The sequence below is a fragment of the Rhizobium sp. H4 genome (genome assembly GCF_003013335.1).
GTDB classification, from domain to species: Bacteria; Pseudomonadota; Alphaproteobacteria; order Rhizobiales; family Rhizobiaceae; genus Rhizobium; species Rhizobium sophoriradicis.
Window position 1 is genome coordinate 45,493 of the sequence record NZ_PSOW01000005.1, and the last position, 13,366, is coordinate 58,858.

Consider the following 13,366-nt stretch of genomic DNA (forward strand, 5'->3'; position numbering starts at 1 on the left):
CTCCCTGTTATTTGCCGCCGCCGGCGATCTGGTCGCCGTCGCGGGTGAGGTAATAGGCTGCCAGGATCGGCAGGAAGGTGACGAGCACCACGACCATGGCGACCACATTGGTGACCGGGCGCTGGCGCGGGCGGATGAGTTCTTCGAGCATCCAGATCGGCAAGGTCGATTGCTGGCCGCCGGTGAAGGTGGTGACGATGACCTCGTCAAAAGAAAGCGCGAAAGCCAGCATGCCGCCGGCCAGAAGGGCGGTGCCGATATTGGGCAGGATGACATGGCGGAAGGTCTGGAAGCCGTCGGCGCCGAGGTCCATCGAGGCCTCGATCAGCGAGCCGGAAGTGCGGCGGAAGCGGGCGACGGCATTGTTGTAGACGACGACGACGCAGAAGGTGGCGTGGCCGAGCACGATGGTCCAGACCGAAAACGGGATGTCGAACAGACTGAAGGCGGAGCGCAGCGCAATGCCGGTGATGATGCCGGGAAGCGCAATCGGCAGAATGACCAGCAGCGAGATCGCCTCGCGGCCGAAGAACTTCGTCTGGCTGACGGCCGCCGCACAGAGCGTGCCAAGCACCAGCGCGATCGCGGTGGCGATGGCGGCGACCTGGACGGAAAGACCGAGCGCCGACCAGACATCCGGCCGATTCCAGGCGACGGCAAACCATTGCAGCGTCAGGCCGGGCGGCGGCCATTGATAGCTCTTTTCCTCCGTCGTGAAGGCATAGACGAAGATCAGCAGGATCGGCAGGTGCAGGAAGAGCAGTCCGCTGGCGGCGGCGATCTTCAAGGGCAGCGGCGATGTCTTGAGATCAGAGCGCATCGAAGGCTCCCAGCTTTTTGGCGAGCGACAGATAAAGTGCCATGATGACGATCGGCACGACGGAGAAGGCGGCGGCGAGCGGCACGTTGCCGGCCGTTCCCTGCTGGGCATAGACGGCCTGGCCGATGAACAGCCTGGAGGAGCCGATGATCTGCGGGATGATGTAATCGCCCAATGTCAGCGAGAAGGTGAAGATCGAACCGGCGACGATGCCGGGGAGCGCGAGCGGCAGGAGCACGGTGCGGAAGGTCTGGCGCGGCGTTGCGCCGAGATCGGCCGAGGCCTCGATCAGGTTGCGGGGGACACGCTCGAGGGCCGCCTGCGTCGGCAGGATCATATAGGGCAGCCAGATATAGACGAAGACGATGAAGGTGCCGATGTAGCTCACCGACAGCGAATTGCCGCCGACGACGGGCAGATTAAGGATGCCGTCGAGCAGCCAGGAGAGGGAGAGTTTCTCGAAGATCCAGGTGAGGATGCCTTCCTTGGCGAGGATCAGCTTCCAGGCGTAGATCTTGACGAGATAGCTCGACCAGAGCGGCAGCATGACGCCGAGATATAAGAGCGCCTTCCATTTACCCTGCGCATAACGCGCCGCGTAATAGGCAATCGGGAAGGCAATCAGCGCGGAAGCGATGGTGACCAGCGCGGCCATGACGACGGTGCGGATGATGATGTCGAAATTTGTTGGGCTCAGAAGCTGGGCATAGGTCGCAAGGGTGAATTCGTAATTCACCAGGCCGGAAAAATCGTCGATCGAAAAGAAGCTCTGCAGCAGCAGGGCAATCAACGAGCCGATATAGATGATGCCGAGCCAGAGCAGCGGCGGCGTCAGCATCAGGAAGAGTAAGAGCTTCGGATGCCGCCAGAAGACATCCGAAAGACGGCCGAAGAGCCCGCTGCGTCCCGGCAGGATCGATGTCTTGGCGCTGGAGAGGGTGAGCGCGGTCATGCCGCATCGTCCATATAGTGGATATCGGCAGGCTGCCAGGCAAGGCGGATACCGGCGCCGACGTCGGGCACGGGCGCGCCGGCCGGCAGCATCACATGCAGCCGGCTGCCGCGGAGATCGACGCCGAGACGGGTGGCGGCGCCGAGGAAGCTCGCATGTTCGACTGTGGCCTCGATGCCGTCGCCTGCCAGGTGGATCGCCTCGGGCCGCAGGCTCGCCCAGCGTTTCTGGCCGCCGAGCGCGGCCATCAGATCCGGCGCGATCACATTCGAGGAGCCGACGAAATCGGCGACGAAGCGCGTCCTCGGGCGGCGGTAAATATCCTGAGGCGTGCCTTGCTGGACGATGTTGCCGTCGTTGAAGACGGCAACGCGATCGGCCATGGACAATGCCTCGCCCTGATCATGCGTGACGAAGACGAAGGTGATGCCGAGCGCGCGCTGCAGGCTCTTCAATTCCTCCTGCATCTGCTCGCGCAGCTTCAGGTCGAGGGCGCCGAGCGGCTCGTCGAGCAGCAGTACCTTCGGCTTGTTGACGAGCGCGCGGGCGAGCGCCACGCGCTGCCGCTGGCCGCCGGACAGTTGTCCGGGCCTGCGGGCGCCGTAGCCCGGCAGCTTGACGAGCTCGAGCGCATCGTTCGCCGCCTTCAGCCGTTCCGCCTTGCCGACGCCCTTGACCATCAGCCCGTAGGCGACATTGTCGAGGATGTTCAGATGCGGGAAGAGGGCGTAGTCCTGGAACACGGTGTTGACGTTGCGGCGATAGGGCGGCACGCCATCGGCCGTTTCGCCGAAGATCTGGATATGTCCGGCGCTCGGCTGCTCGAAGCCGGCGATCAATCTCAGGCACGTCGTCTTGCCGGAGCCGGAGGGGCCGAGCATGGCGAAGAATTCGCCGGACGCGATCTCAAGGTCGACGTCGTCGACGGCGCAAACCTGGCCGAAATAGCGCGATACCTGCTGGAAACGGACGGCTGAGGTCATTGGAGCTCCGGATATTGTCATCTGGCTTCTCCCTGGTAGGAGAGCTGAACGCCGAGGGAGTGCTGGGCTTTCCTCTTCTCCCCAGCGAGGAGAAGGTGGCCCGAAGGGTCGGATGAGGGGGACGGTGAGGCATGTACGACCTCGCTTGGCTCGGTCGTTCGCTCCTTCGTCGCTCACCCCTCATCTGTCCTTCGGACATCTTCTCCCCGCTGGGGAGAAGGGGAATTAGCTCACCGCCCGCCAATCACGCCGATATAGTCCGAGACCCAGCGGTGGTACGGCACGCATTCACCCTGCGTCGTGCATTTAGCGACCGGGGTCTTCCAGAACTTGATCTTGTCGAAGTGATCGAAGCCGTTGTTGGCGCAGCCGGTTTCGCCCATGAGTTCATTGCCCTTGCAGGCGGCGGGAACGGAGGGCACGGCGCCGAACCAGGCGGCTGCGTCACCCTGGACCTTGGCCTGCAGCGAGTGTTCCATCCACATATAGGCGCAGTTCGGATGTTCGCTGTCGACGTGCAGCATCGTCGTGTCGGCCCAGCCGGTGACGCCTTCTTCGGGGAAGGTGGAGGCGATCTTCTGCTTGTCTGCCTGCAGAAGGTTGACCTGGAAGGGCCAGGAGCCGGAGGCGACGACGCCTTCGTTCTTGAAGTCGTCGATCTGGATCATGGCGTCGTGCCAATAGCGCGAGACCAGTTTGCGCTGGCCGCGCAGCAGGTCGAGAGCGGCCTTGTACTGATCTTCGGTCAGCTCGTAGGGGTCCTTGATGCCGAGATCCGGCTTGTGGGCCATCAGATACATGGCGGCATCGGCAATATAGATCGCGCCGTCATAGGCCTGGACGCGGCCCTTGTTCGATTTGCCATCCGGCAGGGTCTGCTCCTCGTAGACGACGTTCCAGCTGGTCGGCGCCTTGTCCTTGAAGGCATCGGTATTGTACATCAGCACATTCGGGCCCCAGAGATAGGGCACGCCGTAATGCACGCCGCCGACCGTGTACCACGGGCCGTCCTGCAGGCGCTGGTCGACATTCTTGAAGCTCGGAATCAGGTCGGTGTTGATCGGCTGGACGCGCTTGCCGGCGATAAGGCGGAGCGATGCGTCGCCCGATGCAGTGACGAGATCGAAGCCACCCTCGTTCATCAGCGAGACCATTTCATCGGAGGTGGCGGCGGTCTTGACCGAGACTTTGCAGCCGGTCTCCTTTTCGAAGCCGGTGACCCAATCGTAATTCTTGTCGGTTTCGCCGCGTTCGATGTAGCCGGCCCACGCGACGATGCTGACAGCGCCTTCACCCTTGCCCAAGGCCTTCAGCGGTTCGGCTCCGACCACCTGTGTCGCGAAGCTCAGGCAGGCGAGCGCTGCCGTGCAGGATTTCAAGAGATTCGTCATCATCCGTCTCCCGGTTTGGTGCCACTTTTCGTGGCCGTTCGTTCCCGATTACGAAGGTGATCCGAAAAAGCCGCTTTCGCAAATTCATTTATCAGAAAGGCGATATCGGAAATTCCGATTTCAACGCATGCGGCCGGAGCGCATGCTTTCGGCAATACCAACGAAATCCCGTGCCGCCTGCGGCAGGCTGGAGCCCTTGCGCCAGACCATGCCAACCTGCACGACCGGCAACGAACCGGAGACGTCGCGGCTCTCGATGCGGTCGCCTTCCAGCGACCATGGGCGGTAGACGAGATCGGGAAGCAACGCCACGCCTGCGCCCGTTGCGACCAGGCTGCGCACCGCCTCCACCGAGCGGGTGCGGAAGGCGACATGCGGGCGGGCGCCAAGGGCCGACAGCAGCTTGCCGGTATTTTCCTCGATTTCGTCGACTGTCAGCATGATCAGCGGTTCGCGGGCGATATCGGCGACCGAGATAATATCGGCCGAGACCAGCGGATGGCCCATCGGCAGCCATAGGCGATAGGGCGAGGTTTCGAGGATTTCCGCCTGCAGCGCCATGCGGTCGCGCAGGTTCGATATCACCATGACCGCGACATCGAGTTCGCCCCCGACCAGGAGGTGTTCGAGATAGCCGCCATTGTCCTCGATCGCACTGACCTCGACTCCAGGACAGGCGCGCCGGTATCGCGCCAGCAAATCGGAGAGGACGTAGCCGGCGACCAGCGAGGTGACGCCGATGTTCAAAGTGCCGGAAAGGGCGCTCTGCCGGCCGGAGAAGCTGGTGCGCGCGTCGGAAACCGAGGCTAGGATCTTCGTCGCGTGACGGAGGAACTGGTGTCCGTTGTGGGTGATCGTTAGGCCGCGCGGATGGCGCTCGAAGAGCTCGACGCCGAGGTCGGTTTCGAGCTCCTTCAGTGCCTCGGTCACCGAGGATTGCGAGATCGAAAGGTTCTGCGCGGCGCGTGTCACCGAACCTTGTTCGGCGACGGCGACAAAATATTGGATCTGGCGAAGCGTGAAGGCCATCAGCGTTTAGAGCATGGCGGAATGTGCAGTGGCAAGCGGTTGAAAAAGGCGGACCTTTTTTGGTGTTTTTTCAAAATGGGGCAGGCTTGGCAGGCTCACTTAAACTTTCGGAAACGTCATTTCTCTAGCATTCCCAGCACCTGTCCTGCGTTGGAGTTTGAGATGGCGGAGCAGTTGGCGTGAAGGCCTTACTGCGCATATTCCGGCCTTCCCGGAAATTGGCAATCATCATCGGTGGAGTCGCTCTTCTCATGGGCGTTTCCGGCGGCGCAGCCGTCTATGTTGGCAAGGACAGGCTGATGGGTGTTGCCGCCGGCGGCGGTTCCGGGCTCAAATGCTCCGACGTCAACCTGGTGACGATCAAGAAGCAGGATCACGTCTGGGTGCGGAAATACATCAAGACCGAACCGACCGACGGCATGACGCGTGTCAGGACCGCGCTGCGTGTCGCCCAGGCCGTTTATGCCGCGCAGAAACCGGATCTGGTACAGGTGGTGGTGCTCGACGAGAACGGCCCGACGCTGCGCGCCGATATTCGCGGCCGGGCAATCGGCGCCGACGTCGTCTATATCCCGCATCCCGACAAGACCGTTCCGGGCCTCGACGACAAACCCTATACGGCGCGCTACTACGACGGCAAGGCCAGCGAAAATGGGCTGTTCTTCGGCGAGCGCATCGACATGCCGGCCGACGAGATTGCCATGATCAGCGCTTCCTTCAAGGATCCGGAGGATTGCGTCGATCCGGTTGCCGTTGCCTCCACCAAGGGCGGAGAGAAGGCGAAGAAGGCCGAAGGCGGCGGGCATGGCGTAGCGCCAGCGGCCGAAACCGAAGCGGCGCCTGCCGCCGAAGGCGGCCACGGTGCCGACGCCCCAGCCGAAGCGCCGGCAGAAGAACCGCCGGCGGATGCCCCCAAGACACACTGAACCGGCGGCATGAAAAAAGCGGAGCTCCAGCCGGCACTCCGCTTTATTTTTCCGTGTTTCTGAGGGTCAGTCGGCCTTGCTGCGGCGGGCCGGGAAGAGGATGACGTCGCGGATCGACGGTGCATTGGTCAGCAGCATGATGAGGCGGTCGACGCCGATGCCGAGGCCGCCGGCCGGCGGCATGCCCTGGTCGATCGCATCGAGGAATTCCTCATCCAGCTGCTTTTCCTTTTCGCCGCGGGCATGCGCCTGTTCGAGCTGCTCAACCATGCGGCGGCGCTGCTCTTCGGGATCGTTGAGTTCCGAGAAGGCGTTGCCGAGTTCCCAGGCGTTGCAATAGGTTTCGAAGCGCTCGACCAGGCGCGGCTCGCCCGGCACTTCCTTGGCGAAGGGCGAGATGTCCTTCGGGAAATGGATGACATGCGACGGCTGGATCAGCGTGGCTTCGACCTTTTCCTCGAAAATGAAGGCAAGGCATTCGCCCCAGGTCCAATCCTTTTCGACCGCGAAGCCGGCAGCCTTGGCGGCGGCGCGCGCTTCCTCGTCGGTCTTGATCGCCAGGAAATCGATGCCGGTCGCTTCCTTGACGGCAGCGGGCATCGGCACGCGCTTGAACGGTCCCTTGAAGGACAACCGCTTGTCGCCGAAGTCGAATTCCGTCGTGCCGTGAATGGAGAGCGCCAGGGTCTCGAATAGCCGCTCGACGAGGTCCATCATGTCCTCGTAATCGGCATAGGCCCAGTAACACTCCATCATGGTGAATTCCGGATTGTGCCGGGTGGAGACGCCTTCGTTGCGGAAGTTGCGGTTGATCTCGAAGACCTTGTCGGTCAACCCTGAAACCAGCGTGCGCTTCAGGAACAGTTCCGGCGCGATGCGCAGATACATGTCGAGCTTCAGCGTGTTGTGATGCGTCTTGAACGGCTCGGCGGTGGCGCCGCCATAGATCGATTGCAGCATCGGCGTCTCGACTTCCATGAAGCCGTCATTTTCCATGAAACGGCGGATGCCGGAGACGATCTTCGAGCGCTGCTGGAAACGCAGCTTCGAATCCTCGTTGGTCATGATGTCGAGATGGCGCTTGCGATAACGCAGCTCGATGTCGGAAAGGCCATGCCACTTTTCCGGCATCGGCAGCAGCGACTTGGTTAGCATTTCGATCTTCTGGGCGTTGATCGTCAGCTCGCCGCGCTTGGTGCGGCGCACGACGCCGGTGACGCCGATGATGTCACCGATGTCGATCATCGGCAGCAGGGCGCGGGCTTCCTCGCCGGTGACGTCCTTGTGCGAGAAGATCTGGATCTTGCCGGAGGCGTCATGGATATCCATGAACATGCCGGAATTGCGCGAGGAATAGACGCGGCCGGCGACGGTGACCACATCCTGCGTCTCGACATCCGGCTCTAGGTTCTCGTATTTCGCAGTCAGCTCGGCATTGGTCATCGTCCGGTGGAAATGCGCCGGATAGACGTCGCCGATCTGTTCGCGCAGCAGCTTCAGCTTCTGGGCGCGCACTTCGGTCGCGTCGGAGGAAAGAGTGTTTTCGGTCTTGTTGTCAGCCACTGTCGAAATCCTCTGACTGTTCTTACTTCGAGCCGACGAGGGCGGCGACCGCCTGCGCGGCGAGCTTCAGGCGCTGGCGCACGACCGAGCGGCCGAGGATCGCCATGGAATCGAAGAGCGGCAGCGAGCGCGACGAACCGGAGACGGCGACGAAGAGCGGGGAGACCACGACCTTCAGCTTCTTGCCCATGCGGTCGGAGATGGCGCGCAGTTCCGCCTCGATCGTCTCGACATTCCATTCCAGAATCTTTTCGAGATCCGGCTGAACGGTGTTGAGGATCTCGAGAATCTCTTCCGGCGGCGATTTGATCTTGGCGAAGTCTGACGGCTGCAGGCCGAGATCTGATTTCAGCAGGAAGCCGGCGAGATCGGGCAGTTCGCCGAGCTTGGAAATGCGTGTCTGCGACAGGCGCAGACCTTCCTTCAGGCGATCGTTTTCCATTGCCCAGGTCAGCACGCGCGCCTGGAACTCCTCTTCGGAGAGCTTTTCGCGAATCCAGCGGCCGTTCAGCCAGTCGAGCTTCTGGATATCGAAGATGGCGCCGGCCTTGGAGAGGTTGTCGGGATCGAACTTTTCCGACAGCTCATCCATCGTCAACAGTTCCTCGCCTTCGGCGATCTGGATGAAGAACAGGCCGAGGAAGTTCATCAGCGCTTCGGGGATATAGCCGAGCGCGGAATAATAGGAGATCGAGGTCGGGTTCTTGCGCTTCGACAGCTTCGACTTGTCGGCATTGCGCATCAGCGACAGATGCATGAAGACCGGCTGGTCCCAGCCGAAATAGCGATAGAGCAGGATGTGCTTCGGCACCGAAGCCAGCCATTCCTCACCGCGGGCCACATGGGTGATCTGCATCAGATGGTCGTCGATGACGTTGGCCATGTGATAGGTCGGCATGCCGTCGGCCTTGATCAGCACCTGCATGTCGACGGAATCCCAGGGGATGGAGACATCGCCATAGACGCCGTCGGTGAAATCGCAGGAGCCTTCGGCCGGGATTTTCATGCGGATGACCGAGGCTTCGCCGGCGGCGGTGCGCGACGTCACTTCCTCCGCCGTCAGGCTGAGGCAGAGACCATCATATTTCGGCGGCTTGCCGGCGGCGCGCTGCGCTTCGCGCATCTGCTCCAGCCGCGCGGTCGTGCAGAAACAGCGGAAGGCGTGGCCCTTGTCGAGGAGCTCCTGCGCGTACGGCTGGTACATCGGCTTGCGGTCGGACTGGCGATAGGGGCCATAGGGGCCGCCGATATCGGGGCCTTCCTTCCATTCCAGCCCGCACCATTTCAGCGCGTCCAGCACCTTCGTCTCGAATTCAGGGGTCGAGCGCGTCGCATCGGTATCCTCGATGCGCAGGATGAACTCGCCGCCGTGCTTCTTGGCGAAAAGGTAGTTGAAGAGAGCGATGTAAGCGGTGCCGACATGCGGCTCGCCGGTCGGCGAGGGAGCGATGCGGACGCGAACGCCGGTAGCTGTGCCGGAAACTGTCATTGTGTGTGCCCGTCAATGAATGCCGGACGGTTTTCGCGGGAAAGCGACGTTCGGCCGGAAGGATGCAGATATCTTCGGCAAACCGGCCGGAAAAAGGGCATGCGCCCGCACTATCCGCCGATCGTCCGTTCGGCTGGCCTTAGGCCATATTCAATTCGGCGCGTCAAGAAAAACCGCGCCCGCACAGGCCCGATGACGGCGAGGGAGGGCGCGGCGATTGCGACGCGCCCTCCCAATCCCATTCTCAGTGAGCGCCTTCGCGTTTCCGCTTGCGGGCGTTGCGCGCGAACATGTTCAGCACCTCGACCAGCGCCGAGAAGGCCATGGCGACGTAGACGTAACCCTTGGGCACGTGGAAGCCCATGCCTTCGGCGATCAGCGTCGTGCCGATCATCAGCAGGAAGGCGAGCGCCAGCATGACGATCGTCGGATTCCTCTCGATGAAGTTGGCGAGCGGAGTTGCCGCGACCAGCATCACGGTGACGGCGGCAATGACGGCGATCACCATGATCGGCAGATGCGGTGTCATGCCGACGGCGGTGATGATGCTGTCGACGGAGAAGACCAGGTCGAGCAGCAGGATCTGGCCGATGGCCGATGCAAAGCCTGTGGTGGCCGAGGTGGCGATGAAATCCTCCTCATGATCGATCGGATCGACGCTGTGGTGAATTTCCTTGGTGGCTTTCCAGACGAGGAACAGGCCGCCGGCGATCAGGATCAGGTCCTTCCAGGAGAAGCCGTGTCCGAAGGCCTCGAAAAGCGGTTCGGTCAGTTGCACGATCCAGGCGACGGTGCCCAGCAGCGCCAGGCGCATGATGAGGGCGAGACCGATGCCGATCTTGCGTGCCTTCTCCCGATGCTCGGGCGGCAGCTTATTGGTGAGGATGGAAATGAAGATCAGATTGTCGATGCCGAGAACGACTTCCATCACCACCAGCGTGATGAGCGCCACCCAGGCGGCCGGATCCTGAATGAGCGTCATAATTTCCTGCATCAGCGTATTTCCCCTTTGCGTCACATGAGCGATGACGCCCCGCAATGTAGTGTCGGCGGCTGGCCGCGCAAGCGCCGCAAGGGGATATACGAAATCGATGTGACTTTTATTCCCTCTAACGGGATGATTTAAGGCCGGGTCGGCCTTAAATTTGAATCCCGTTCTAATTTAAAGAGTTAGAGCATGCTTTCGTCCGAAAACCGCTCACACTTTTCGGCATCATGTTCTGATCGGCAACCAGATTTCGGTGACGCCCGTGCCGGTATAGGGGTCGAAGCGCTCGTCGTAGCGTTCGAACATGTCCGGCGTCTCGCCGTGCTCCAGGCCGGAGGTCGGCCACCATGTGCCGAAAATCCGGTTCATCGTCGCGGAAATGCCGGAGACATGACCGCGATGGGTGAAGACGACGTAGCGCTGGCCGGGAAGCTTGAGCGTGGTAAAATCGGCGGGCAGATCGCCGGCATCGGAGATCTCGACCGCGGCCATATAGCGGAATTTTTCCGCTTCGCCGTCGATATGTGTGCAGATGCCGTAAGCGACGTTGCCCTTCTGGCCTGATATATGGCCGAAATGGCCATTGAACTTCTGCCAGAGAGAGGGGATGGCCGCATTGCCGCCATAGGGATAGGTTTCCTCCAAGCCGGCAAGAAGCAGTGGTTGAAGGGTTTCGAAGCGGGGCGCTTCGAGGTCGCTGAGGTGGGCGGGGTCCATTCTGATCGGCTCCAGTAAGACGAGGTTACGGGTGTGCCCCTGTCTGCGCACCGCATCCGGCGTCATGCCGAACTGGTCACGAAAGGCACGGGTGAAAGCTTCGTGGGAGCCGTAGCCCGCGCAAAGCGCAACCTCGAGGATGGTGGATGAGCCGCTGACCAAGTCGGGCACGGCGCGGCTGAGGCGCCGCCCCCTGATGTAGCCGCTGATCGAGTGGCCGGTGACCAGCCCGAAGACCCGCGACAGATGGTAGCGCGACAATCCGGCTGCTTCCGATATCTCTTCCAGCGATATATCGCTTTCGAAATGGCTCTCTATGAACCAGATCGCCCGTGCGATGGCGCTCATCCCTTATCTCTCCTGGTTGCGGCTTCCTTCTTAGAAAAAAGCTGCCGGCCGGGTTTGATCGTTGTTGCGGAGTTTTGGCCGATGGAGGGCGGCCGTCAAGAAAGGACGTCAGACGGTGGCGGGCCGGCGGGCGCCATAGGCCGCCATGAAGACCTTGATCGCACCGCGGATGACGCGGTCGATTTCTTCGCGGCTCGGCGGTTCTTCCATGCTGCCGAACAGGCGCAGCTTGAAGAAACTGCCGCTGGCAAGATCGAGAAATTGGCCGGCGGCGAGATCGATATCATCGATCTCAAGTGTGCCCGCGGCAATGTGGCGTTCGAGAAAATCGCGCATTATGGTGCGCAGATTGACCGGCCCCTTGAAGAAGCGTTGACAGAGCGCAGGCATGCGCTCTCGAACGCCGAGAACGGTGCGCATGGCGGTGATGACCTTCTCGTCGGTCATATGGGTGACGAAGCTTATCCCGAATTCATACAGCCCGGATTCGGGGTCGTCGTGTTCGGCAAGCGCCGTGCGCACAGCGGCTACGAAGGCGGCGCGCTCGGTTTCGACCATCGCCGAAAACAGTTCTTCCTTGTTGGTGAAGTAGACGTAGAGCGTTCCCTTGGAAACTCCGGCCTCACGCGTCACATCATTCATGCTGGCGGCATCGAAGCCCATTTTCATGAAGACGCGCTTGGCGCCGTCGAGGATCTGCTGGCGCTTGGCCGGATCTTCGCCTGCGGCAAACCGGCCTCCGGCAGCGGGAGGACTGAATACGGCGGCATTGTCGGATTTCAGCGTCATGTCTCCTTAACCGTGTTTACGGTTTCGCCTTTCCCTTAAAAGAAATCGAACCGATGGGTTCTATGCATCTTGATATGACGACAAAACAGGTTTATGTCAACTGAACCGAACCGTTCAGTTCGATCAATTGCACCAAGATCGGTAATGGCCATGTCGAGCAATTCAAAAAGCAGCGTCGCGCGTATCGTCAGCGAAAACGCCGAAGCCGAAGAGGCAAAGGTCGCCGCCGTCGCGGAAGCTCCGACGGCTGAGGCACGCGAGGCGCCGCCTGCTCCCGCGCAGTCGGCGCCGGCTTCGGTCGCAGCACCCGCGGCTGCCAAGAAGCGCCGCAGCCCAGTGCTGCCGATTGTCGTGCTCGCCATTGTCGCAGGCGGTGCCTGGTATGGTTACGAATGGTGGACGAACGGCCGCTTCATGGTGTCGACGGACGACGCCTATATCGAGGGCGATATCGCAACGATTTCGCCGAAGGTCACGGGCTACGTCGCGAAGGTGAACGTTGTCGCCAACCAGGAAGTCAAAGCAGGCGACGTGCTCGCCACGCTCGACAATGGCGACTACCAGAACGCGCTCGATCAGGCCCAGGCCCAGATCGCCACCGAAAAGCTTTCGTTGCAGCGTATCGATGCGCAGATCGAAGGCGCCGATGCGAGCCTCGCTCAAGCGCAGGCGCAGAAGGTGGCACTCGAAGCGGCCGTTCGCGGTGCCGAAATAACCCAGAAGCGCCAGAGCGAGCTTCAGGCAAAGTCGGTCGGCACTGCTGCCGATCTCGACAATGCCAATATCGCGCTCGACCAAGCCAAGGCCAATCTTGCTGCCGGTGACGCCAATATTGCCGCGGCGCAGGCCAACATCACCATCCTTCAGGCCCAGCGCAAGGAGGCGGAGGGTTCGGTCCGTTCGCTGGAAATTTCCCGGGACAAAGCCGCCCGTGATCTCTCCTTCACCGTGCTCAAGGCGCCTTATGATGGCATCGTCGGTAACCGGTCCGTGCAGGAAGGCGATCTCGTCTCGCCCGGCCAGCGCCTGATGGCGCTCGTTCCGGTGCGCCAGCTTTATATCGACGCCAATTTCAAGGAAACGCAGATCCAGCATCTCGTCCCGGGCTCGAAGGTCAACGTCCATGTCGATGCCTATGACGACCATCCCATCGTCGGCACCGTTGAATCGATTTCGCCGGCGTCCGGCTCGGTCTTTTCGCTGCTGCCGCCGGAAAATGCGACGGGCAATTTTACCAAGGTGATCCAGCGTGTGCCGGTGCGCATCGCGCTGCCGCAGGATGCGCTCGACAGCGGGCGGCTACGCGCGGGCCTCAGCGTCGTGGTCGACGTCGATACCCGCACGGCGCCCAGCAAGTAAGCCTTATAAAAG

Annotated in this window: 12 protein-coding genes; 2 read left to right on the top strand and 10 right to left on the bottom strand. The window is 61.5% G+C overall.

Translation table 11 applies throughout. The features are described from left to right. Window positions 1-7: 7 nt before the first annotated feature. The 5 genes from C4N04_RS09065 to C4N04_RS09085 all read right to left on the bottom strand — a co-directional run bounded on the left by C4N04_RS09065 (window position 8) and on the right by C4N04_RS09085 (window position 5,175). Complete coding sequence (locus C4N04_RS09065; protein ID WP_039622341.1) at window positions 8-820, bottom strand: ABC transporter permease; 813 nt, start codon at window positions 818-820, stop codon at window positions 8-10. Then, window positions 810-1,772, bottom strand: a complete 963-nt coding sequence (locus C4N04_RS09070; protein WP_106795898.1) for an ABC transporter permease — start codon at window positions 1,770-1,772, stop codon at window positions 810-812. The genes C4N04_RS09065 and C4N04_RS09070 overlap by 11 nt, the downstream gene beginning before the upstream one ends. Then, on the bottom strand, window positions 1,769-2,755 hold the full coding sequence (locus tag C4N04_RS09075) for an ABC transporter ATP-binding protein (protein ID WP_106795899.1): 987 nt from the start codon (window positions 2,753-2,755) through the stop codon (window positions 1,769-1,771). Before C4N04_RS09075 ends, C4N04_RS09070 begins: the two co-directional genes overlap by 4 nt. Before the next feature lie 230 nt (window positions 2,756-2,985). Beyond that, entirely contained in the window at window positions 2,986-4,146 is a 1,161-nt protein-coding gene (locus C4N04_RS09080; protein ID WP_106795900.1) for an ABC transporter substrate-binding protein, read from the bottom strand. A 120-nt stretch (window positions 4,147-4,266) separates the two neighbouring features. Beyond that, a complete protein-coding gene (locus C4N04_RS09085; protein WP_038691418.1) occupies window positions 4,267-5,175 on the bottom strand; it encodes a LysR family transcriptional regulator in 909 nt (302 codons plus the stop codon). A gap of 179 nt (window positions 5,176-5,354) precedes the next feature. On the opposite strand from C4N04_RS09085, the gene C4N04_RS09090 reads away from it, so the two are divergent. Beyond that, the gene (locus C4N04_RS09090) at window positions 5,355-6,101 is read left to right on the top strand and encodes a hypothetical protein (RefSeq protein ID WP_106795901.1); all 747 of its coding nucleotides are present in this window, start codon (window positions 5,355-5,357) and stop codon (window positions 6,099-6,101) included. Window positions 6,102-6,167: 66 nt separating this feature from the next. Here the strand turns inward: C4N04_RS09090 and lysS are convergent, their stop codons facing one another. The 5 genes from lysS to C4N04_RS09115 all read right to left on the bottom strand — a co-directional run bounded on the left by lysS (window position 6,168) and on the right by C4N04_RS09115 (window position 11,995). Beyond that, window positions 6,168-7,664 carry a lysine--tRNA ligase gene (lysS, locus tag C4N04_RS09095; RefSeq protein WP_096763723.1) on the bottom strand — a complete coding sequence of 499 codons (1,497 nt, stop codon included), beginning with the start codon at window positions 7,662-7,664 and terminating at the stop codon, window positions 6,168-6,170. A gap of 22 nt (window positions 7,665-7,686) precedes the next feature. After that, window positions 7,687-9,153, bottom strand: a complete 1,467-nt coding sequence (gene gltX, locus C4N04_RS09100; protein WP_106795902.1) for a glutamate--tRNA ligase — start codon at window positions 9,151-9,153, stop codon at window positions 7,687-7,689. A gap of 244 nt (window positions 9,154-9,397) precedes the next feature. After that, window positions 9,398-10,147, bottom strand: coding sequence for a TerC family protein (locus C4N04_RS09105; protein ID WP_039622327.1), 750 nt, complete (start codon window positions 10,145-10,147; stop codon window positions 9,398-9,400). A gap of 219 nt (window positions 10,148-10,366) precedes the next feature. After that, the gene (locus tag C4N04_RS09110) at window positions 10,367-11,206 is read right to left on the bottom strand and encodes an AraC family transcriptional regulator (RefSeq protein ID WP_106795903.1); all 840 of its coding nucleotides are present in this window, start codon (window positions 11,204-11,206) and stop codon (window positions 10,367-10,369) included. A gap of 108 nt (window positions 11,207-11,314) precedes the next feature. Continuing rightward, on the bottom strand, window positions 11,315-11,995 hold the full coding sequence (locus C4N04_RS09115) for a TetR/AcrR family transcriptional regulator (protein ID WP_106795904.1): 681 nt from the start codon (window positions 11,993-11,995) through the stop codon (window positions 11,315-11,317). A gap of 150 nt (window positions 11,996-12,145) precedes the next feature. Between C4N04_RS09115 and C4N04_RS09120 the strand changes: the two genes are divergently transcribed. Further along, a complete protein-coding gene (locus C4N04_RS09120) occupies window positions 12,146-13,354 on the top strand; it encodes an HlyD family secretion protein (protein WP_106796004.1) in 1,209 nt (402 codons plus the stop codon). The last annotated feature ends 12 nt before the right edge of the window (window positions 13,355-13,366 follow it).

What these genes read in the sequence shown, in the direction of transcription:
- C4N04_RS09065 (WP_039622341.1), bottom strand. Translation starts at nt 820, where the DNA reads ATGCGCTCTGATCTCAAGACATCGCCGCTGCCCTTGAAGATCGCCGCC.
- C4N04_RS09070 (WP_106795898.1), bottom strand. Translation starts at nt 1,772, where the DNA reads ATGACCGCGCTCACCCTCTCCAGCGCCAAGACATCGATCCTGCCGGGA.
- C4N04_RS09075 (WP_106795899.1), bottom strand. Translation starts at nt 2,755, where the DNA reads ATGACCTCAGCCGTCCGTTTCCAGCAGGTATCGCGCTATTTCGGCCAG.
- C4N04_RS09080 (WP_106795900.1), bottom strand. Translation starts at nt 4,146, where the DNA reads ATGACGAATCTCTTGAAATCCTGCACGGCAGCGCTCGCCTGCCTGAGC.
- C4N04_RS09085 (WP_038691418.1), bottom strand. Translation starts at nt 5,175, where the DNA reads ATGGCCTTCACGCTTCGCCAGATCCAATATTTTGTCGCCGTCGCCGAA.
- gltX (WP_106795902.1), bottom strand. Translation starts at nt 9,153, where the DNA reads ATGACAGTTTCCGGCACAGCTACCGGCGTTCGCGTCCGCATCGCTCCC.
- C4N04_RS09105 (WP_039622327.1), bottom strand. Translation starts at nt 10,147, where the DNA reads ATGCAGGAAATTATGACGCTCATTCAGGATCCGGCCGCCTGGGTGGCG.
- C4N04_RS09110 (WP_106795903.1), bottom strand. Translation starts at nt 11,206, where the DNA reads ATGAGCGCCATCGCACGGGCGATCTGGTTCATAGAGAGCCATTTCGAA.
- C4N04_RS09115 (WP_106795904.1), bottom strand. Translation starts at nt 11,995, where the DNA reads ATGACGCTGAAATCCGACAATGCCGCCGTATTCAGTCCTCCCGCTGCC.
- C4N04_RS09120 (WP_106796004.1), top strand. Translation starts at nt 12,146, where the DNA reads ATGTCGAGCAATTCAAAAAGCAGCGTCGCGCGTATCGTCAGCGAAAAC.